Here is a 20,526-nt window from a genome sequence, read left to right on the forward strand (position 1 = left end):
AGCCTTTATTATGCGGATCTCAACGGCGCAGATGTTTAATCAAAACATTAATAGTGTGCTTAACAAGCAATCGGCGACCAGCAAGATCATCGATCAGATAGCCAGTGGTAAGCGGGTCAATACCGCGGGCGATGATCCCGTGGCGGCTATCGGTATCGATAACCTTAATCAGCAAAATGCCCTGGTCGATCAGTTTATGAAGAATATCGACTACGCGACCAATCGCCTAGCCTTGACTGAGAGCAAGCTAGGTAGCGCCGAGACGCTAGCCAGTTCTATGAAAGATCAAATGTTAAGGACCATAAATGGCTCGCTTAACGCGTCTGACCGGCAAACCATTGCCAATGAAATGAAATCGAGCCTCGAAGAGCTACTCAGTATCGCCAATAGCAAAGATGAATCTGGTAATTATCTTTTTTCGGGCAACAAGACGTCGACTAAACCATTTGCCTTCGATGCTACCGGGCAAGTTGTTTACAGCGGTGATAGCGGCATACGGCAAGCAATTGTGGCATCGGACGTTACCATAGGCACCAATTTGCCGGGTGATAGTGCTTTTATGAAGGCCGCGAATCCATTGGGTGACTTTAGTGTCAATTATTTGCCGGGACAAACGGGCGATATTTATGTCGAGAGCGCAAAAATAACCGATCCAATCGGTCATGTGCCTGTTGCGCCCGAGCAGTATACTTTTGATTTTGCCGATAACGGCGCGGGTGGTCTCGATTTAACGGTAACCGATTCGGCTGGGACGGCTCAGGTGTTTGCTAATTTTGACGCCAGTAGTCCTGTTAGCGTTAACGGTATAGAAGTCACAATCGACGGGACGCCCGCTGCGGGAGACTCCTTTACGCTGTCACCGCAAACTGAGGTGAGTATTTTCGAGACCATTAATCAGGCGATAGCGCTTCTTGATGATCCATCAAAAGCCAATACACCGCAAGGTGATTCTGAATTGGCACAGTTATTGAATCAAATGAATAGCGGTATGCAACAGATAGATTTTGACAGAGGCATAGCGGGTAATGACCTTAAACGGGCTGAAAGTTATCTATCAACCCACACAGAGGAAAAGCTGGTGAACAGCTCCGCACTGTCGCTGTTGGAAGATCTCGACTTTGCTGAAGCCATTACAGAGCTTGAAAAACAGCAGGTGGCACTAAACGCGGCATCGAGCGTATTTAGTAAAGTCGGATCAACAACCTTGTTTGATTATATATAGAAAAATTTTAATCGAATGCTCTGCTAGGTGACAAATTAGTTAGCAGATTGGATGCATCGATTACAACGATATTTTATATCAGCAATGTTTAAGGGTTATCGGCCTGTAGTTACTGTTCTATCGGTTAAATGAACAGTTTGATTGATTAACCTGATTAATACGTTTAGCCAAGCTCCTAGTCTTGGCAATGCTACTACTAAGAGGAAAGCAATATGGCTATTACAGTTAACACTAACGTTACTTCACTGAAGGCGCAGAAAAACCTCAACGGTGCCAACAATCACCTGCAAACGTCTATGGAGCGTTTATCATCGGGTCTGCGGATCAATAGCGCCAAGGATGATGCCGCGGGTCTGCAAATCTCTAACCGTTTGACCAGCCAGATCAACGGCCTGGATGTGGCCCAGCGTAACGCCAACGATGGTATCTCGATTGCGCAGACGGCCGAAGGTGCGATGCAGGAATCGACCAACATTCTGCAACGTATGCGTGACCTGTCACTGCAATCGGCCAACGGCTCTAACTCGGCAGAAGATCGCGCCGCCATGCAAAAAGAGTTGTCGGCGCTGCAACAAGAGTTGACCCGTATCTCTGAGACCACTTCATTCGGTAATCAGAAGTTGCTGGACGGCAGCTACGGCACCCAGGCATTTCAGGTGGGGGCTAACGCCAACGAAACCATTTCGGTGTCATTGAGTTCGGTGGCTGCAGCAGATATCGGAGCGTATCAAAGTGATGCACCAGGCACTCTGTTTGGTGGTGCGTTGGCCGCTCTAGCGGCGGGCTCAAACGGCTCTGCCGGTGGTTCTATGACCATCACCAAGGGAACAAGTACCACAACAGTAACGACTGCCGCCAACGATACGGCGACCGAGGTGGCCAGCAAGATCAATAAAGCGGGCTCAGGTGTTACGGCAACAGCTCGGACACAAGTAGAAGCAAACTTGACCGCTGCCTTTGACGCCTCATTGGTAATGAATGTGGACGATGGCAGCAGCACATCTACCTTGGATTTAACCGGCATCGCCAACAATGACGATTTGGCCAAAGCCATCAACAACGCCTCGGGTGAGACGGGTGTAAGTGCGAAATTGGAAAACGGCGTGCTGACCATTACCAGTAATAATGGTGCGGACATCAACTTTACGTCTACCGCGGCCAATACTACCGGTGCGTTGGCACTGCAGAACGTCGCCGCCGATGGTACTAAGAGCGCCGCCACAAACGTGACCAGTGCCGGTGTTGTTGCGACTGCGGTAGGTTCGGTGTCATTAACGGCCTCTCAGAGCTACTCAATCAGTGGTGGTATCGCCGCAGAGTTGACTTCTGAAACAACAGGGGTGTTCTCTGGGGTGAATACGGTAGACATTAGTACTGCTGCGGGATCTCAAGACGCTTTGGCGCTGATTGATGGTGCTATCGCCATGATTGACAGCCAACGTGCCGACTTGGGTGCGGTACAAAACCGCATGAGCTTTACCATCAATAACTTGAACAGTATCTCTACTAACGTGTCTGACGCCCGTAGCCGGATCCAGGATGTGGATTTCGCCAAGGAAACTGCACAGATGACCAAGCAGCAGATCCTGTCTCAGACCTCGTCTGCCATGCTGGCTCAAGCGAATCAGCTGCCACAGGTGGCCCTGTCGTTACTCGGTTAATCTGACCTGGCTATTTGATGAAAAACACAAGCGGCTTAGGCCGCTTGTGTTTTTTCTCTTTTTTTCTCTTGTCGATAGCGTAGAAATGTAAGTTCACTCTTTGTTGGAGTTGATTTAATCGTTTAAAATACAATGTGTTAGGTTGGATTTATAAAAATAATATTTTTTGGCTAAAGTTTCTCTGTCGGCCGCCGTTACAGTAAATGTACAGATTAGCTCCGCCTGGCTTGACAGCTAGCCAGCGGTCAACCAGCAAGAGAGGAACCTACTATGGCCATTTCTGTCAATACCAACGTGACTTCACTGAGTTCACAAAAGAACCTCAATGGCGCCAACAGCGCATTGAAAACTTCCATGGAGCGTCTATCATCGGGTCTGCGTATCAACAGCGCCAAGGATGATGCCGCGGGTCTGCAAATCTCCAACCGTTTGACCAGCCAGATTAACGGCTTGGATGTGGCCCAGCGTAACGCCAACGATGGTATCTCGATTGCGCAAACGGCTGAAGGCGCGATGCAGGAATCGACCAACATTCTGCAACGTATGCGTGACCTGTCACTGCAATCAGCTAACGGCTCTAACTCTGCAGAAGACCGTGCCGCCATGCAGAAAGAGATCTCATCTCTGCAAAATGAATTAACACGTATTTCTGATACTACGGCTTTTGGTGGTCAGAAGTTGCTGGACGGTAGTTATGGTACCCAGGCATTCCAGGTGGGAGCTAACGCTAACGAAACCATTTCTGTTTCACTGAGTTCAGTTGCCGCAGCAGATATCGGTGCGTATCAAAGTGATGCGCCAGGCACTCTGTTTGGTGGTGCATTGGCCGCCGTAGCGGCGGGTTCAAACGGCTCTGCCGGTGGTTCTATGACCATCACCAAGGGAACAAGTACCACAACAGTAACGACTGCCGCCAACGATACGGCGACCGAGGTGGCCAGCAAGATCAATAAAGCGGGCTCAGGTGTTACGGCAACGGCTCGGACACAAGTAGAAGCAAACTTGACCGCCGCCTTTGACGCCTCATTGGTAATGAATGTGGACGATGGCAGCAGCACATCCACCTTGGATTTAACCGGTATCGCCAACAATGACGATTTGGCCAAAGCCATCAACAACGCCTCGGGTGAGACGGGTGTAAGTGCGAAATTGGAAAACGGCGTGCTGACCATTACCAGTAATAATGGTGCGGACATCAACTTTACGTCTACCGCGGCTAATACTACCGGTGCGTTGGCCCTGCAGAACGTCGCCGCCGATGGTACTAAGAGTGCCGCCACAAACGTGACCAGTGCCGGTGTTGTTGCGACTGCGGTAGGTTCGGTGTCATTAACAGCTTCTCAGAGCTACTCAGTCAGTGGTGGTATCGCCGCAGAGTTGACTTCTGAAACAACAGGGGTGTTTGCTGGTGTCAATACAGTAGACATTGGTACTGCTGCGGGCTCTCAAGACGCCTTGGCGCTGATTGATGGTGCTATCGCCATGATTGATAGCCAACGTGCCGACTTGGGTGCGGTACAAAACCGCATGAGCTTTACCATCAATAACTTGAACAGTATCTCTACTAACGTGTCTGACGCCCGTAGCCGGATCCAGGATGTGGATTTCGCCAAGGAAACTGCACAGATGACCAAGCAGCAGATCCTGTCTCAGACTTCGTCTGCCATGCTGGCTCAAGCGAACCAGCTGCCACAGGTGGCCCTGTCACTACTATAATTGAGTGATGAGCCTTCAGTGAGTAGCTGGATAGGGAGAGTCGGCAACGACTCTCCCTTTGCCTTATAAAAGGGCCGCATTTAAATTTAAGTGGTTAGCAATAGACAATTATCATATTTTGGCTTGTTAATTGCTTGAAATAATAGATTGAGGTGTATCATGGACGTTAATTTTCCAAATACTTCGATACCATTGCAGCGAAAAGATAGCTTGGCGCACATGGTCGATAAAAAGACCGAGGTGGTTTCCCAGGCTTTAGCGGACGATGGTATTCAGTCTGCTGGTGATGTCGAGCGCTCGGTGAATCAGGTAAATCAGGTATCAAAAGCAGATGCTGAAGAACTCAATCAAGCCGTTAATGACATCGCTGCGAGTATGAGTTTGATGCAAAAAGGCTTAGCCTTTAATATCGACGAAGATTCAGGTTTGCAAGTGGTCAAGGTGATTGACGTACAAAGCGGTGATTTGATCCGTCAGATCCCCAATGAAGAAGCATTAGAGATCGCCCGAAAGCTAAATGAAGTGGCGGGTTTGTTAATGAAAACTGAGGTCTAGTAGAGGTTACTATGGGTTTAACTGCAGTCGGTATTGGTTCAGGTTTAGATATTGGCGGTATCGTGACGGCATTGGTTAATGCTGAGAGCGCGAGCAAGATTGCTAAATTTGATGTCAATGAAGGTAAGCTTAATGCCCAAATTTCAGGCATCGGGGCATTAAAAAGCGCCATGTCTGAGTTTAACAGTAAACTTGAAACCTTGACCAAGGCAGAGACCTTTGGTAGTCAAAAAGTTGCGATTTCATCTAAAGATTATCTTTCTGCGAGTGTAGATAAAACCGCAGTCTCTGGTGTTTATCAAGTACAGGTGGAGCAACTGGCGCAAAGCCAAAAAGTTGGTACAGCTGTGGTTGCCGATGAGACTTTACCCATAGGTGAAGGTTCTTTATCTATTAGTGTCGGTAGTGGTACAGCCTTTAATATCGATGTGTCAGATACCGATTCCCTCAGCGATATCATGGAAAAGATTAATAACGCCAAAGACAACACAGATGTGACGGCAACCATTATCCATGGTGAGTCGGGGCCTCAGCTGGTCTTGGGGTCAAAAAAGACGGGTGAAGACAACACCATTTCGGTGACGGCTACCGACACTGGTGTGGGTACTGGGCTTTCAGATGCCTTTACCATGAGCGAGCTGACACCAGCTAAGAATGCCATAGTAAATATTGATGGCGTTAAGGTCATCTCCCAAACTAATAGTATAGATGATGCGATAACAGGCGTATCACTAACCTTAACCGATGCCGATATTGCTAAAACCACTACTCTGACCGTAAGTCAAGATACAGCCAAAACCCAAGGTGCGATTGAAGACTTTGTCGAGGCTTATAATGCGTTAATGACGAATATTCAGGGTCTAACAGGATATGACGCTGATACTAAGCAGGCGGGTATTTTACAGGGGGATGCCTTACCCAGAAGCATCCAAAGTCAGCTACGTGGCATGATATCATCTGGTGTAGACACCTCAGATGGCATGCAGATGTTAGCTAACTTCGGGGTGAAGACGACTCGTGAAGGTTTACTGGAAATCGATTCCGATAAACTAAAAGATTCGATTGAAAATAATCAGTCAGCAATTGCCGAACTGTTCTCTACTGAAGAAACTGGTCTTGCCCACAAAATGTCTAGCCTGGTTGATACTTATGTGAAATCGGGAGGGATTATCGATGGACGTGACAGTTCGTTAGATGAGCAGTTATCGCGTATTTCAGATAGTCGGAAACAGCTAGATAAGCGTATGGCTGCCTATAGCGATCGTTTATACAAGCAGTTTAATGCGATGGACCTGGTCGTCGCAAATTTAAACTCCCAGTCAAATATGTTGATTTCTCGTTTAGATTCTCTGCCTGGCGTGGTCAAGCAAAATAAATAACTGCAAAAGCGAATGATGTAATTCGCGTTTCGAATCTGCTGATAACTGAGTCGAAATATTGGCATGATCATAACCGCTGCTAGCGCCAATTGGATAGATAGCTGAGGTCAGGGTGAAAGAGATAATTAATCTACTCGATGACACTAATAGTAAGGCACTGTTAATTTTAGATAAAATTAACAGTGTTAGTGTAGATGATGAAGAGTCATCCAGTTTGGTACTAGAATTGCAGGAGCTAATAGATAAGCGGGCAACCTTGTTGCAAGCTTTAGTGTCTGATGATGACTTTACCGATAGAGAAGCGCTCGAACATCAACTTATGCTCAGTCAAAGACTAACGGTTAAGAGTAAAAAGGTGTTGAGTCATCGTTTGTCATTATTACATTCAAATACTGCTGCTAAGCGTCAAATCAAGGCTTATCAAGCAATAGAATCAAACAGGTAGGTGTAAATATGCGTGGTTCAATGCAATCATATCGAAAGGTTTCTGTGGAGAGTGATTTAAGTGTTGCGTCACCGCATCGCGTTATTCAAATGTTGTTGGCTGGTGCAATAGAACGCTTAGCGCAGGCAAAGTGTGCCATTGAGCAGGGCGATGTTGCTCAGCGAGGTTTATTAATCGGTAAAGCCATTGGGATAGTCAATGGTTTAAATGGCAGCCTTAATATGGAAGCCGAAGGTGATGTCGCAGCGAACCTCACTAAACTCTATGACTATATGCTCGTTCGTATGTCTGAGGCCAATATCAATAACGATGTTAATGCCATCGATGATGTGGTAGCACTGCTTAAAACCATCAAGGAAGGCTGGGACGCGATCCCCCAAAATGAACACCATTTAGCATCACACACAGAGGCAATTTAATCGCCTCGACTATCTTTCTGAACAACAACTTTTTGTCAGGCGTCAAACGATTGGCGCCTGATGCTTGATACGTTGAGAATTTGCTCTAAAATCAGATGAGTTTGTCAGAAAATGAATCTGATACTTGCTAATGTGCTGCTGATAATACACTATTCCGTGTGATAGTCATTTTTTGGAAAAACTGGATTAAAACGATTATCTCGCTTTCGAAGCAACTAACACTAATAATTAATGCGAATAACACTGAGTGCTTTACGGCCTTCTTAAATGATGCATACAGATCAACGAATTCTACTTGTCGGTAATCAGTCAGAGCGAATTAATCGCTTATCTTGTGTTTTTGAGTTTCTTGGTGAGCAGGTCGAGTTGCTTGCCGTCGACAAACTCGAATCTCGAATGTCGAATACCCGCTATAGAGCACTTGTGATTGCACAAGAGGCGCAAAACAAGACCCTGTTGCAATCTATCGCCACCTCTATGCCTTGGCAGCCAATCTTGTTGTTGGGCTCTAATGGCGATGTGTCGGCAGGCAATGTGTTGGGGTGTATCGAAGAGCCGTTAAATTATCCTCAGTTGACCGAACTGCTGCATTTTTGCCAGGTGTTTGTGCAGGCTAAGCGTCCAGATATTCCTACCAGTGGTAACCAGACAAAACTGTTTCGCAGCCTAGTGGGCCGCAGTGAAGGTATCGCCCAGGTGCGTCACCTGATCAATCAGGTCGCGGGTTCAGATGCTACTGTCTTAGTCTTAGGCCAGTCCGGTACAGGCAAAGAGGTGGTTGCTCGCAATATCCACTATATTTCCGATCGTCGTGATGGACCTTTCATCCCCGTGAACTGTGGCGCCATCCCGCCAGAGCTACTCGAGAGTGAGCTTTTCGGTCATGAGAAGGGCTCATTTACTGGTGCTATCAGTGCCCGTAAGGGACGATTTGAGCTTGCCGAAGGGGGAACCCTGTTCCTCGATGAGATAGGCGACATGCCCTTGCAGATGCAGGTTAAGCTGCTGCGTGTATTGCAAGAGCGCGTCTTCGAGCGTGTCGGTGGCAGTAAGCCTATTCATACCAATGTGCGTGTCATCGCGGCGACTCACAGAGAGCTTGAAACCATGATCGCCAATGGCGAGTTTCGCGAAGATCTCTTCTATCGCCTCAATGTGTTTCCCGTAGAGATGCCGGCCCTTTGCGAGCGCAAAGACGATATCCCACTCTTGCTGCAAGAATTAGTAAGCCGCGTCTATAACGAGGGGCGTGGCAAGGTGCGTTTTACCCAGCGTGCGATTGAGTCACTCAAGGAACATAGCTGGTCGGGTAACGTGCGTGAACTCTCTAATCTGGTTGAGCGTCTGACGATCCTCTATCCGGGGGGCTTGGTCGACGTTAATGACCTGCCGCTTAAATACCGCCATATCGATGTGCCTGAATATCAGGTGCAGGTCAGTGAAGAGGAGTTGGAACGCGATGCGTTGGCCTCTATCTTCAGCGATGAGGTAGCGGTCGATATTCCCGAGAGCCGTTTCCCCAGTGAACTGCCACCAGAAGGCGTGAACCTTAAGGATCTGTTGGCCGAGCTTGAGATCGATATGATTCGCCAGGCACTGGATCAACAAGATAATGTGGTGGCACGCGCCGCAGAAATGCTTGGCATCCGCCGTACCACACTGGTTGAGAAGATGCGCAAGTATGGCATGAGCAAAGATTAACTCCTGCTCGCCGCACTCTATAAACAAGGGCCCATTTCTGGGCCTTTGTCGTATCTGACTCATAATTCTCTGTTAATTCTGACTTTTTGTTAGCTTTTTAATTGGCATGTTACCTGCATCGGCCTGTTTAGCAGCAAATTATTGACGGAGTGGTTATGGCCGCGAATCCAAAGGTGGCATATACAGCGCAGGCGCAGGTAACACTGGCTCCTTCCCAAGTCATGGGGGGGGAGGTGGCAAACGATGCCATCTCCAGCCGCATGGAACATATACTCCAGGCTATGCCATCGGGCGTGGTGATCCTCAATGGCGATGGTGTGGTGACAGATGCCAACCCCGTTGCCGTGCAGTTGTTGGGACAACCTCTGGCTGGGATGCGCTGGTTACAGGTGATCAACCGTGCCTTTTCGCCCCAAGATGATGACGGTCACGAGGTCTCGTTGAAGAACGGTCGCCGGGTAAAGCTGGCGATCACGCCGCTAACGCCCGAGCCTGGTCAGCTGATCGTCTTGACCGACTTGACCGAAACCCGTCTGCTACAGAAGAATCTCTCGCATCTGCAACGCCTATCCGCCTTAGGTAAGATGGTGGCCAGCCTGGCCCACCAGGTGCGAACACCTTTGTCGGCGGCCTTACTCTACGCCGCGAACCTGGGGAGCCCTAAGCTGACCCAGGCCTCGAGGGAGCGTTTTCAGGGCAAGCTTATCGACAGGCTCAATGAACTGTCGCAACAGGTGGATGACATGTTGCTGATGGCCAAGGGGCGTCAGCAGGAATTGACCGAAGTCTGCAACATGCAGCAGGTGATGACTAGCGTGATGGCCAACTGCGAACCTATCGCCGAGCGTAAGGGGTGCCAGCTGCATCTTAAGCTAGACACTCACTTGCGCTTTAAGGCTAATCCGGCGGCGCTCAGCTCGGCGATCAACAATCTGGTGATGAACAGTATCGAGGCCGGGGCCAGTCAGATCTGGCTTAATGCCCAAGATAAGGCGGGGACTGTCGCCTTCGAGGTGGTCGACAACGGTAAGGGGCTTGATGACAACATGCAGGAGAAGGTGTTAGAGCCTTTCTTCACCACTAAGGCCCAAGGCACAGGTCTGGGCTTAGCGGTCGTGCAGACGGTTGTGGCAAATCATCAGGGCCGCTTGCAACTCAATTGTATCGCGGGAAAGGGATGTCGCGCCTCGTTTAACCTGCCGGCTGTATCGGCCGATTCTGGGCTGGAGGTAAGCCATGGCTGAAGCCAAGATATTACTCGTTGAAGATGATGCGGCGCTGCGCGAAGCCCTAGTCGATACCTTGTTGCTGGCGCAGTATGAATGTGTCGATGTGGAATCGGCCGAGGCGGCCATCGTCGCGCTCAAGGGCCAGGAATTCGACATGGTGATCAGCGACGTGCAGATGGAGGGGATAGGCGGTCTCGGGCTGGTGAACTATCTTCAGCAGCATAATGCCCAGGTGCCCATCTTATTGATGACGGCTTTTGCCACCATAGACAGTGCGGTAAGCGCCATTAAACTCGGCGCGGTGGACTATCTGGCGAAACCCTTTGCGCCAGAGGTGTTGCTCAACCAGGTGTCGCGTTATCTCAAACCTAAGCTTATCGAAGATCAACCCGTGGTGGCCGACGAGCGCAGCCTGGCGCTCTTGGCGCTGGCACAGAAGGTGGCTCAGTCTGATGCCTCCGTGATGATCATGGGGCCGAGTGGTTCGGGTAAAGAGGTGCTTGCCCGCTATATTCATCAACACAGCCAGCGTGCCAACGAGCCGTTTGTGGCAATCAACTGCGCGGCAATTCCTGAAAACATGCTCGAAGCCACACTGTTTGGCTACGAGAAGGGGGCTTTTACCGGCGCGTATCAGGCCTGTCCCGGTAAGTTTGAACAGGCTCAGGGCGGCACCTTGCTGCTCGATGAGATCTCCGAGATGGATTTGGGGTTGCAAGCCAAACTGCTGAGGGTATTGCAGGAGCGGGAAGTCGAGCGACTCGGCGGCCGTAAGACGATCAAACTCGATGTGCGAGTGCTGGCCACCTCTAACCGAGATCTTAAGGCGATGGCGACTAAAGGCGATTTTAGGGAAGATCTCTATTACCGTATCAATGTGTTTCCACTCACCTGGCCGGCGCTGCATCAACGCCCGGCGGATATTTTGCCGCTGGCGAGACACCTGGTGTTGCGTCATGCCAAGGCTGCCGGTTTAGCCGTGGCGCCAAGCCTGGACGATCAGGCGAGCAGGCGTCTATTGGGCCACAGGTGGCCGGGTAACGTGCGAGAGCTGGATAACGTGGTTCAGCGCGCCCTGATCTTACAGACAGGCGACACCATCTGCGCCAAGGATATCGTTATCGATACTCAGGATGTGATGCTGGAGCCTACCTTTGAGAGTGAAATGGTAGCCGAGCCTGAAGGGCTAGGCGATGAGCTTAAGGCACAGGAGCATGTGATCATCCTAGAGACCCTTAATCAGTGTAACGGCAGTCGCAAGCAGGTGGCCGAAAAGCTGGGTATCAGCGCCCGGACCCTGAGATATAAGATGGCGCGTATGCGCGACATGGGTATTCAGATTCCTGCCTGATAGGCTAGCCGTTTTGGTCGTTCTGCGTTAGTGAAGGAAGCAAACCGCCGCTTTAGCGTCTCTACGGCCCATTTGAACGTTTCGAAGCCGACTCCCAATCTGGGTTTGTCGGCTTTTTCTATTTTTGGCAAACATATTGCATTGGTCTGAATAAGAATAGATTTCGTCAATTTCACGACGATAGCGGAGGCCAAGATGCAGATAGGTGCCAATTCATTACTGCAAGAGATGCAGACACTCACGGGCGAAATAAAGCCTAATGGGATAACACCTAATATCACTCAGCAGGTGGCGAACACCAGTGGTAGCGACTTTGGTAGCCTCTTGTCTGAAGCTGTGGGCAATGTCAACGCGCTGCAGGCCACCTCATCCTCGCTGCAGACACGTCTGGATATGGGCGACACCCGGGTGACACTGTCAGATACCGTGATCGCCAGAGAGAAGGCCAGCGTGGCATTCGAGGCCACCGTTCAGGTGCGAAACAAGCTGGTGGAAGCCTACAAAGAGATCATGAGTATGCCTGTCTAGGCATGGACTCCCTAAAGATTAAGAAAGATAACGGCAGGTATTTATCGTGAGCACAGATATGGTAGTCGGAACTGGCGCTGGCACAACGCAGGATATGTTGGCAGGCGGCGTACAAGAAGAACATAAGCCGAGCGGCGGTATGTTTGGCGGTGTCGACATGCTCAGGCAGATCACCATGATCCTGGCGCTGGCTATCTGTCTGGCCTTGGCCGTCTTCGTCATGTTGTGGGCCCAGGAGCCCGAATACCGCCCTCTGGGTAAGATGGATACCCAGGAGATGGTGCAGGTCCTGGATGTGCTGGACAAAAACAAGGTCAACTATCAGATCGATGTCGATGTGCTCAAGGTGCCGGAAGATCAGTACCAAGACGTCAAGATGATGCTGAGCCGCGCCGGTATCGATAATTCACCTAACCGTGACGATTACCTCTCAAAAGACAGCGGCTTTGGCGTGAGCCAGCGCATGGAGGCCGCCAGACTCAAGAACAGCCAGGAGCAAAATCTGGCACGTACCATCGAAGAGTTAAAGAGCGTTAGCCGAGCCAAGGTGATCCTGGCCATTCCTAAAGAGAACGTATTTGCCCGCAATCGCTCTAAGCCTAGCGCGACCGTGGTGGTTAATACCCGCCGTGGCGGTCTGGGTCAGGAGGAGGTCGATTCCATCGTAGATATCGTTGCCTCGGCGGTGCACGGTCTCGAGCCGACTCGCGTTACTGTCACCGACGCTAACGGCCGCCTGCTAAACTCGGGCAGCCAAACCGCAGGCTCGGCCAGAGCCAGACGCGAGCTCGAGCTGGTGCAGCAGAAAGAAGCCGAATACCGCAGCAAGATTGAATCGATTCTGATGCCGATCCTGGGACCGGAGAACTTTACCGCCCAGGTCGATGTGAACATGGACTTTACCTCGGTCGAGCAGACTGCCAAGCGTTATAACCCGGATCTGCCCGCGGTGCGCAGCGAAATGACGGTTGAGAATAACTCTACCGGTGCCAGCACTGGTGGCATCGCCGGCGCGCTGAGCAACCAGCCACCGATGGAAGCCAATATTCCTCAGCAGGCCACCGGCACCAGCGCTCAAGAACAGACCCTGCCGGGTTCTAGCCACAAAGAGGCAACCCGCAATTATGAGCTAGACACTACCATCAGCCATACCCGCCAGCAGGTGGGGGTGGTCAGACGGGTTAGCGTGTCGGTAGCGGTCGACTTCAAGACGGGGCCGGCCGGTGAAGACGGTCAGGTGACCCGCGTTGCCCGCACCGAGCAGGAGCTGAGCAACATACGCCGCCTGCTCGAAGGGGCAGTAGGTTTCAATACCCAACGTGGCGACATGATAGAGGTGGTCACAGTTCCCTTCATGGATCAACTGGTAGAAGAGGCCCCGGCGCTGGCCATCTATGAGGAGCCTTGGTTCTGGCGAGCCATCAAGCTGGTGATGGGCGGTCTAATCATCCTGGTGCTTATCCTGTTCGTGGTGCGCCCTATGCTTAAGCGCCTTATCTACCCAGATGGTCAGAAGATGCCAGATGCGCCATCTTTGGGTGATGAGTTAGCGGAGATTGAGGATCAGTATGCCGCCGATACTCTTGGCATGCTCAATCGTCCCGATGCGGAATACAGCTATGCCGACGATGGGTCAATTTTGATACCGGATCTGCATAAAGACGATGATATGATAAAGGCCATACGTGCATTGGTGGCCAACGAGCCTGAGTTGTCTACGCAAGTCGTCAAGGGATGGTTACAAGAAAATGAGTAAAGACAAAGAGATCGACACTGCTAACGGTGAGTTCAATACCAAAGATCTGACCGGTATCGAGAAGACAGCCATCCTGCTACTCAGCCTTAGCGAAGCCGACGCCGCCTCAATCTTGAAACACCTCGAGCCTAAGCAGGTGCAGAAGGTGGGTATGGCCATGGCGGCCATGAAAGACTTCGGCCAAAATAAGGTGATCGGTGTACATAAGCTGTTTCTGGAGGAGGTACAGAAATACTCCTCCATCGGCTTTAACAGCGAAGAGTTCGTGCGTAATGCACTAACCGCAGCCTTGGGTGAAGATAAGGCGGGTAATCTTATCGAGCAGATCATCATGGGCGGTGGTGCCAAGGGCCTAGAATCACTCAAGTGGATGGACGCCCGTCAGGTGGCCACCATCATTCAGAACGAACACCCGCAGATCCAGACGATTGTGCTCTCCTATCTCGAGCCGGATCAGGCCGCCGAAATTTTTGCCCAGGCACCGGAAAATACCCGTCTCGATCTGATGATGCGTATCGCCAACCTCGAAGAGGTGCAACCGGCGGCGCTGCAAGAGCTAAACGACATCATGGAGAAACAGTTTGCCGGTCAGGGTGGCGCGCAGGCGGCGAAGATGGGCGGCCTGAAGGCGGCGGCCAACATCATGAACTACCTGGATACTGGCGTCGAGAGTCAGCTGATGGAGACGCTGCGCGAGACCGACGAAGAGATGGCGCAGCAGATCCAAGATCTGATGTTTGTCTTCGAAAACCTGGCAGATGTCGACGACATGGGTATTCAGACCTTGCTGCGTGAAGTGCAGCAGGATGTGTTGATGAAGGCCCTCAAGGGCGCGGACGATCAACTCAAAGAGAAGATCCTCGGCAATATGTCCAAGCGTGCCGCCGAGCTGCTTAAAGATGATCTCGAGGCCATGGGCCCAATACGGATCAGCGAAGTGGAAGTGGCTCAGAAGGAGATCCTCTCTATTGCTCGTCGCTTAAGTGATGCCGGTGAGATCATACTTGGTGGTAGCGGCGGAGAAGAGTTCCTCTAATGACTATGTCTGGCGACAAGAAGCCCCAAGAGGGTCAAAGCGTACAAAGCACACAAGCCGATTTTAGCCATTGGCAGCTGCCGGATGTGACCCCTGTGGTGCATGAGCCCAAGGAGAACATGTTCGGCCGCATCGCCCCGCAAAAGGCGGCCAAGGCGGTCGATGAGCCTGTGATGCCTCCCACCCTTGAGGAGATCGAGTCGATCCGCGCCGAGGCCGAGGCCGAAGGCTTCGCTCAGGGCCAGGAAGCCGGCATGGCCAAAGGCTTGGAAGAGGGGCGACTGAAAGGCCTAGAGCAGGGCCACGAAGAGGGCTATCGTCAAGGAGAGGCTCAGGGTATGGAGGCTGGCCTCGCCGAGGCCAAACAGACGATTGCGAAATTTGAAGCCCTGATGCAGCAGCTATCAATGCCGCTCTCCCTACTCGACACCGAAATAGAACAAGCCCTGGTTCAACTCAGCATGACCCTGGCCAAGGCGGTGATCGGCCACGAGCTTAAGACACATCCCGAACATATTCTCACCGCTCTGCGTCAAGGGGTCGACGCCTTACCGCTGAAAGAGCAGGGGGCGCATCTGCGTCTACATCCAGAGGATCTCGCTATTGTCGAGCGACTCTATGAAAGCGCGCAGCTAACCCGAAATCATTGGGAGTTAGAGGCAGACCCAACCTTGAGCCGCGGCGAGTGTATCGTAAGCAACAGCCGTAGCCGGGTGGATATGGGGCTGGAGCATCGCATCAAGGCGGTGTTCGATAAGCTTATTGCCAGTGAGCAGCGCCTCGAGCAGCAGAGGCTACAACAGCTAGCTGCCATGGAGAAGGTCCCCGAGCATCAAAACCAAAACCAAGACCTAGACGGCGACGCTGCGCAAGCGGGCCTCGAAACAGATAGCCAGGCAAGCGAGCCGCAACAAACGCAAGTAGTTGACGCATCGCAAGTCGCGCCGAGCGAACAGATTGCACCAGAAGCACCGCAAGAGACGAGCCCAGATGAAGACACGTCAAAACCGGCTTCTTGATAAGTTAAGGCAGCATACCCAGTCGGTCGCGCCTTTTATGCCAGAGGCCTCGGGCCAGCTGGTTCGCGTGGTGGGCCTAACGCTGGAGGCCACCGGCTGCAAGGCGCCCGTGGGTAGCCTGTGTAGCATAGCCACCATGGCGGGAGATCTGATCGCCGAAGTGATAGGCTTCGATGACAAGCTCCTCTATCTGATGCCCATCGAGGAGCTCAGCGGCGTTATGCCAGGTGCCAAGGTGACGCCGCTGGGTGAGCAGACAGGGCTGAATGTCGGCATGGGCCTGCTTGGACGCGTGCTTGATGGTAATGGTGCGCCGATTGACGGTTTGGGCCAGTTGCATACCGATCAGAAAGCTACCCGTCATGCCACCATGCTAAACCCATTGGCACGCCGCGCCATTAGCGAACCTTTGGATGTTGGGGTTCGCGCCATCAACGCCATGTTGACCGTGGGTAAGGGCCAACGTATGGGCCTATTTGCCGGTTCGGGGGTGGGTAAGAGTGTGCTGCTGGGCATGATGACCCGGGGCACCACGGCCGATGTGATCGTGGTTGGTCTGGTGGGGGAACGTGGCCGCGAGGTGAAAGAGTTTATCGAAGAGATCTTGGGCGCCGAGGGACGTGCCCGCAGCGTGGTGGTGGCGGCGCCCGCCGATACCTCGCCGCTGATGCGTCTTCGAGCCTGTGAGACCTCGACCCGTATCGCCGAGTATTTTCGCGATCTGGGTTATAACGTGTTGCTGCTGATGGACAGCCTGACCCGTTACGCCCAGGCCCAGCGTGAGATCGCCCTGGCCGTCGGTGAGCCACCGGCTACCAAGGGCTATCCGCCTTCTGTGTTTGCCAAGCTGCCCAAGCTGGTGGAGCGCGCCGGTAACGGCGGTGCCGGCCAGGGGTCAATTACCGCTTTTTATACCGTGCTGACCGAGGGCGATGACCTGCAGGATCCGATCGCCGATGCGGCGCGGGCGATCCTCGATGGCCACATCGTATTATCGCGGGCATTAGCCGATTCGGGTCATTACCCAGCCATCGACGTCGAGGCCTCTATCAGCCGTGTGGCCCCTATGGTGATCAGTGACGCTCATCTGGAGGCGACGCGCCGGGTGAAGCAGATGTATTCTCTGTACCAACAGAATCGCGACCTCATCTCTATCGGTGCCTATACTCAGGGGAGTGACCCTCGTATCGATAATGCCATAAGGCTGCAGCCAGCCATGAATGCCTTCCTGCGCCAGACCATGAAGGAAGCCATCAGCTTCGATTCAAGCGCCTTGATGCTGGGGCAATTGAGCGCCCAGTGTCAGGTTTAGCCTGAGTTTTATCGGAGAGCATAACGGCCATGGCAAAGCATGATCCCTTAGAGACAGTACTCAAGTTAGCCCTCGACGCCGAGGAGGCCGCGGCGACTCAGCTTAGAGGCGTGCAGTTGACGCTGAATAAATGTCGCCAGCAGCTCGATGCTCTACAGCAGTATCGTCTCGATTACATGAAACAGATGGAGGCCCAACAGGGGCAAGTGATTGCCGCCAGTAGCTACCATCAGTTTCATCAGTTTATCCGTCAGATAGATGAGGCGATCGAGAAGCAGGTCTTCGCAGTGTCGGAGACGGACAAGCAGCGTCAGAAGGCTCAGCAGTATTGGCAGGGTAAGCAACAAAAGCGTAAGGCGGTCGAGCTGTTACTCGCGCATAAAGCCGAAGCAAAACAAAAGTTTGAGGCCAAACAGGAACAGAAGATGATCGACGAGTTTGCTTCGCAACAATTTTTCCGCCAGTCTACCCGATAGCCTTAAGTTATATGTGTGTAGAGGCCAGCACCTCTTTATTTCCTCAAAACCATTCTACCGTCTCGCCATTTTTTTCAAGTCAAATTGTAATACCAATCACGGTAAGTAAGTGATCAGAAGCAGCGTAGGAAAAACGCTCGAGAACAAGGCATGATCTTTCGATAACTAGTTATTCTACAATCAAAAATAATAACGCCGTTATCGGGCATTTTAACAAGCTAGCGTGATCAGTTATTTACTAGGATTGGTATAATTAACTTGGCATTTTTATTGCTTGATATTGAGTAGTAAGGGCCAATGAGTCCAAAGCTTAGCGAATAATTGACGCTCGGGTGGCACGTGACATTGTCGTGCCCTAGATGAGCGTTGGAGGAAGCATGCCACAGATGACCCAAATACTCCTATCTAATGTCGAGCCCGGCAAAGAGAAGGGCGGGGTGTTGCCCAGCGCATCAGATGCGAAATCAACCGCAGAGTCTAAGTCAGAAAATAAAGGTTTTTCAGAGGCTTTGGCTAAGGCGAGCGGCCAGGGTGAGGTGAACTCACAGGCAAAACAGCGCCCGCAATCCAAGGTCGAAAACACGGCTCAACGCGATAACACTGCTAAGGCCGATGCTAAGCAGAAGAGGGCGCCCGCGCAGGACAAAGAGAGCGACGATGTCTCCAACGTGCTGGCGCAGATCCATCTGGCGAACAAGCTGGGGGATGAGGCGGAGATTGCCGCCGACGGCGTCATTTTGCCGCCGGGTGATGCTGATGGTGAGTCATCTGACGACAATGAGCTGTTTCCTACCTTGGTAAAAGGGGCTAAGGACAAGATCGAAACCGAAAAAGCGGCCTTAGAGGGTATAGATGAGCTGCTTAAACCAGGCGCCGGAGATGATCATATCTTACCCGTCATCAATCCAAATGGCCTGGGGAGTGAGGCGATATTGGCTCAGCTTCCCGAAGATGCTTTAAGTGAGGTGATGGCGCAAACCGGTTTGTCCAAGGATGAGCTGACGGCCTTACCGCCGCAGATGCTAGAGGGGCTCATTCATGGCATAGCGGGTAAGAATAAGTCTGGAAATGGTGAGCCCGGTCAAGCTGAGGCGCTAGAGAGTGATGCTGCCAAGCTGGCGGCACTTATAAATGACGCCAAGCAATATCTCTCGGCCATGGCGAGTCAGTCGCAGACTAACTTAGCAACATCTAAAACTGATCCTTCACAAGGCGCAGGCGGGGCCAGTCAGGCGGGATTAAATCAAGTTGGGCTAAATCAGATTGAGATTAGTCAAACAGGCCTAACCTCGGCCAATAACGCGAGCGGCGTGGAAAGTGCCGTTAATGTGAAAGGCGTGAAAGCCATATTGGGTGAAGCCAAGGTTGGTGAGTCTAAGTTTGGTGAAGCTAAGCTAGCTGACGCCAAGCTTGCCGCCGAGCAGGCACAAAATGGTGCTCTGAAGATGACCTCGGGCGCAGAGGGCCGCGATGGCAAAGCCGCGCAGGAGCTGCTGAAGGGCGCTAACCTTGCCGTGACCATGTCGCCAAAGGCCGGTGAAATGCCAGATGCCGCGGCAGATACCAAGCTTAACGCCTTATCGCTGCAGGGCTTGCAAGGCGCAAGGAATGAGGCCCTCCCACAATATCAAGTTTCTATCAAGCCTCAGGGCGAACCTGTGGTTCAGATGCAGGAGATGATCCATAAATTCTCGCCCGTGATGCGTCAGCAGCTGGTGGCCATGGTGAGCCAAGGCGTACAGCAGGCGGAGATTCGCCTGGATCCGCCCGAGCTTGGTCACATGATGGTTCGTGTTCAGGTGCAGGGTGACCAGACCCAGGTGCAGTTTCATGTGACCCAGACCCAGACCCGGGATCTGGTTGAGCAAGCCATTCCACGTCTGCGGGAGCTACTGGCCGAACAGGGGATGCAGCTGACCGACAGCAACGTCTCTCAAGGCGGTAAAGAGCAGGGCGGCAATGGCGAGCAAGGCGAGGGAGTGGGCCATGCTCTGTCTGAGATGGATGAAATTTCGGCAGAAGAGAGCCTGTTAGTGTCGAATAACGCAACAAGTTATCGTTCGGGTATAGATTATTACGCGTAAGCAGGTAACCTATAGGTTGGTATGATTGCCCAATCGTTTGATATGCGCTAAAAAATCATGACGATGCTGAGTGTGAGCCGAGTGTGATAGGGATAAGAGATGGCGGAAGAAGAATCGTTAGAACTTGAAGAGAATGTAGAGCCTAAGAGCAAGAAGAAGCTCATTATCTTTGCGGCCATGGGTGCACTCTTGGTGGTCTTGCTGGGCGTGGGTGCCTGGTTGTTGCTGTCGGGCGATGAGCCGAGTGATGAGACCATGGCCGAAGGGGAGCAAACCGAGCAGAGCGAGCCGGCAAACAGCCGTGAAGCCTTCTATGTGGGGATGCCGAGACCCTTCCTGTTTAACCTGCCTGGGCAGAATCGCTCCCGTCTGGTGGAGATCAAGGTGCAGCTCATGGTGCGTGGCTCTGACGATGACGTCTTGATCAAGAAGCATATTCCGCTTATCGAGGATGCGCTGCTGACCACCTTTAGTAGTGCAGATGTGCAGAAGCTCAGCTCCCTCGCCGGTAAGGATGAGCTGCGCCAGTTGGCCCTGCTGAATGTACAGAATACCCTGCAACCTGTGACCGGACGTAAAGTGGTTGAAAAGGTGCTGTTTACCGGCTTCGTGATGCAGTAATGCCGGTGATTTATAA

The 20,526-nt window shown here is 51.9% G+C and carries 18 protein-coding genes; all 18 read left to right on the forward strand.

What is annotated here, in order from left to right:
* Positions 1-10 precede the first annotated feature (10 nt).
* The gene (gene flgL, locus K0J45_RS06665; protein ID WP_220044729.1) at positions 11-1,222 is read left to right on the forward strand and encodes a flagellar hook-associated protein FlgL; all 1,212 of its coding nucleotides are present in this window, start codon (positions 11-13) and stop codon (positions 1,220-1,222) included.
* Positions 1,223-1,434: 212 nt separating this feature from the next.
* The gene (locus K0J45_RS06670; protein WP_220044730.1) at positions 1,435-2,883 is read left to right on the forward strand and encodes a flagellin; all 1,449 of its coding nucleotides are present in this window, start codon (positions 1,435-1,437) and stop codon (positions 2,881-2,883) included.
* 270 nt (positions 2,884-3,153) lie between these two features.
* Positions 3,154-4,599 carry a flagellin gene (locus K0J45_RS06675; protein WP_220044731.1) on the forward strand — a complete coding sequence of 482 codons (1,446 nt, stop codon included), beginning with the start codon at positions 3,154-3,156 and terminating at the stop codon, positions 4,597-4,599.
* A 159-nt stretch (positions 4,600-4,758) separates the two neighbouring features.
* Positions 4,759-5,154, forward strand: coding sequence for a flagellar protein FlaG (locus K0J45_RS06680; RefSeq protein WP_258406779.1), 396 nt, complete (start codon positions 4,759-4,761; stop codon positions 5,152-5,154).
* Between the two features lie 11 nt (positions 5,155-5,165).
* Positions 5,166-6,533, forward strand: a complete 1,368-nt coding sequence (fliD, locus tag K0J45_RS06685) for a flagellar filament capping protein FliD (RefSeq protein WP_220044732.1) — start codon at positions 5,166-5,168, stop codon at positions 6,531-6,533.
* A gap of 112 nt (positions 6,534-6,645) precedes the next feature.
* Complete coding sequence (locus K0J45_RS06690; protein WP_220044733.1) at positions 6,646-6,978, forward strand: flagella biosynthesis chaperone for FliD, FliT; 333 nt, start codon at positions 6,646-6,648, stop codon at positions 6,976-6,978.
* A gap of 8 nt (positions 6,979-6,986) precedes the next feature.
* A complete protein-coding gene (gene fliS, locus K0J45_RS06695; RefSeq protein ID WP_220044734.1) occupies positions 6,987-7,397 on the forward strand; it encodes a flagellar export chaperone FliS in 411 nt (136 codons plus the stop codon).
* Between the two features lie 267 nt (positions 7,398-7,664).
* Positions 7,665-9,098 carry a sigma-54 dependent transcriptional regulator gene (locus K0J45_RS06700; protein ID WP_220044735.1) on the forward strand — a complete coding sequence of 478 codons (1,434 nt, stop codon included), beginning with the start codon at positions 7,665-7,667 and terminating at the stop codon, positions 9,096-9,098.
* A 221-nt stretch (positions 9,099-9,319) separates the two neighbouring features.
* A complete protein-coding gene (locus tag K0J45_RS06705) occupies positions 9,320-10,342 on the forward strand; it encodes a sensor histidine kinase (RefSeq protein WP_434086961.1) in 1,023 nt (340 codons plus the stop codon).
* Positions 10,335-11,678, forward strand: coding sequence for a sigma-54-dependent transcriptional regulator (locus tag K0J45_RS06710; RefSeq protein WP_220044737.1), 1,344 nt, complete (start codon positions 10,335-10,337; stop codon positions 11,676-11,678). Before K0J45_RS06705 ends, K0J45_RS06710 begins: the two co-directional genes overlap by 8 nt.
* A gap of 195 nt (positions 11,679-11,873) precedes the next feature.
* A complete protein-coding gene (gene fliE / locus K0J45_RS06715; protein ID WP_011865166.1) occupies positions 11,874-12,206 on the forward strand; it encodes a flagellar hook-basal body complex protein FliE in 333 nt (110 codons plus the stop codon).
* 58 nt (positions 12,207-12,264) lie between these two features.
* Complete coding sequence (gene fliF / locus K0J45_RS06720) at positions 12,265-13,962, forward strand: flagellar basal-body MS-ring/collar protein FliF (RefSeq protein ID WP_220044738.1); 1,698 nt, start codon at positions 12,265-12,267, stop codon at positions 13,960-13,962.
* On the forward strand, positions 13,955-14,998 hold the full coding sequence (fliG, locus tag K0J45_RS06725) for a flagellar motor switch protein FliG (RefSeq protein WP_011865168.1): 1,044 nt from the start codon (positions 13,955-13,957) through the stop codon (positions 14,996-14,998). Before fliF ends, fliG begins: the two co-directional genes overlap by 8 nt.
* Positions 14,998-16,017: a flagellar assembly protein FliH gene (gene fliH, locus K0J45_RS06730; RefSeq protein WP_220044739.1), complete on the forward strand. Its 1,020-nt coding sequence runs from the start codon at positions 14,998-15,000 to the stop codon at positions 16,015-16,017. The genes fliG and fliH overlap by 1 nt, the downstream gene beginning before the upstream one ends.
* Positions 15,989-17,329, forward strand: a complete 1,341-nt coding sequence (gene fliI, locus K0J45_RS06735) for a flagellar protein export ATPase FliI (protein WP_220044740.1) — start codon at positions 15,989-15,991, stop codon at positions 17,327-17,329. The genes fliH and fliI overlap by 29 nt, the downstream gene beginning before the upstream one ends.
* 29 nt (positions 17,330-17,358) lie before the next feature.
* Positions 17,359-17,805 carry a flagellar export protein FliJ gene (gene fliJ, locus K0J45_RS06740; RefSeq protein WP_011865171.1) on the forward strand — a complete coding sequence of 149 codons (447 nt, stop codon included), beginning with the start codon at positions 17,359-17,361 and terminating at the stop codon, positions 17,803-17,805.
* Positions 17,806-18,191: 386 nt separating this feature from the next.
* Positions 18,192-19,889, forward strand: coding sequence for a flagellar hook-length control protein FliK (locus tag K0J45_RS06745; protein ID WP_258406780.1), 1,698 nt, complete (start codon positions 18,192-18,194; stop codon positions 19,887-19,889).
* A gap of 99 nt (positions 19,890-19,988) precedes the next feature.
* A complete protein-coding gene (gene fliL, locus K0J45_RS06750) occupies positions 19,989-20,510 on the forward strand; it encodes a flagellar basal body-associated protein FliL (protein ID WP_220044742.1) in 522 nt (173 codons plus the stop codon).
* The last annotated feature ends 16 nt before the right edge of the window (positions 20,511-20,526 follow it).

This window comes from Shewanella alkalitolerans (assembly GCF_019457575.1).
GTDB lineage: Bacteria > Pseudomonadota > Gammaproteobacteria > Enterobacterales > Shewanellaceae > Shewanella > Shewanella loihica.

Excerpts from the sequence above, each read along its gene's own strand:
- K0J45_RS06710 (WP_220044737.1), top strand. The coding sequence starts at position 10,335 with ATGGCTGAAGCCAAGATATTACTCGTTGAAGATGATGCGGCGCTGCGC.
- K0J45_RS06700 (WP_220044735.1), top strand. The coding sequence starts at position 7,665 with ATGATGCATACAGATCAACGAATTCTACTTGTCGGTAATCAGTCAGAG.
- fliS (WP_220044734.1), top strand. The coding sequence starts at position 6,987 with ATGCGTGGTTCAATGCAATCATATCGAAAGGTTTCTGTGGAGAGTGAT.
- K0J45_RS06675 (WP_220044731.1), top strand. The coding sequence starts at position 3,154 with ATGGCCATTTCTGTCAATACCAACGTGACTTCACTGAGTTCACAAAAG.
- K0J45_RS06705 (WP_434086961.1), top strand. The coding sequence starts at position 9,320 with ATGGGGGGGGAGGTGGCAAACGATGCCATCTCCAGCCGCATGGAACAT.
- K0J45_RS06745 (WP_258406780.1), top strand. The coding sequence starts at position 18,192 with ATGACCCAAATACTCCTATCTAATGTCGAGCCCGGCAAAGAGAAGGGC.
- fliE (WP_011865166.1), top strand. The coding sequence starts at position 11,874 with ATGCAGATAGGTGCCAATTCATTACTGCAAGAGATGCAGACACTCACG.
- K0J45_RS06670 (WP_220044730.1), top strand. The coding sequence starts at position 1,435 with ATGGCTATTACAGTTAACACTAACGTTACTTCACTGAAGGCGCAGAAA.
- fliI (WP_220044740.1), top strand. The coding sequence starts at position 15,989 with ATGAAGACACGTCAAAACCGGCTTCTTGATAAGTTAAGGCAGCATACC.
- fliL (WP_220044742.1), top strand. The coding sequence starts at position 19,989 with ATGGCGGAAGAAGAATCGTTAGAACTTGAAGAGAATGTAGAGCCTAAG.
- flgL (WP_220044729.1), top strand. The coding sequence starts at position 11 with ATGCGGATCTCAACGGCGCAGATGTTTAATCAAAACATTAATAGTGTG.
- fliG (WP_011865168.1), top strand. The coding sequence starts at position 13,955 with ATGAGTAAAGACAAAGAGATCGACACTGCTAACGGTGAGTTCAATACC.
- fliD (WP_220044732.1), top strand. The coding sequence starts at position 5,166 with ATGGGTTTAACTGCAGTCGGTATTGGTTCAGGTTTAGATATTGGCGGT.
- K0J45_RS06680 (WP_258406779.1), top strand. The coding sequence starts at position 4,759 with ATGGACGTTAATTTTCCAAATACTTCGATACCATTGCAGCGAAAAGAT.
- fliJ (WP_011865171.1), top strand. The coding sequence starts at position 17,359 with ATGGCAAAGCATGATCCCTTAGAGACAGTACTCAAGTTAGCCCTCGAC.
- fliF (WP_220044738.1), top strand. The coding sequence starts at position 12,265 with ATGGTAGTCGGAACTGGCGCTGGCACAACGCAGGATATGTTGGCAGGC.
- fliH (WP_220044739.1), top strand. The coding sequence starts at position 14,998 with ATGACTATGTCTGGCGACAAGAAGCCCCAAGAGGGTCAAAGCGTACAA.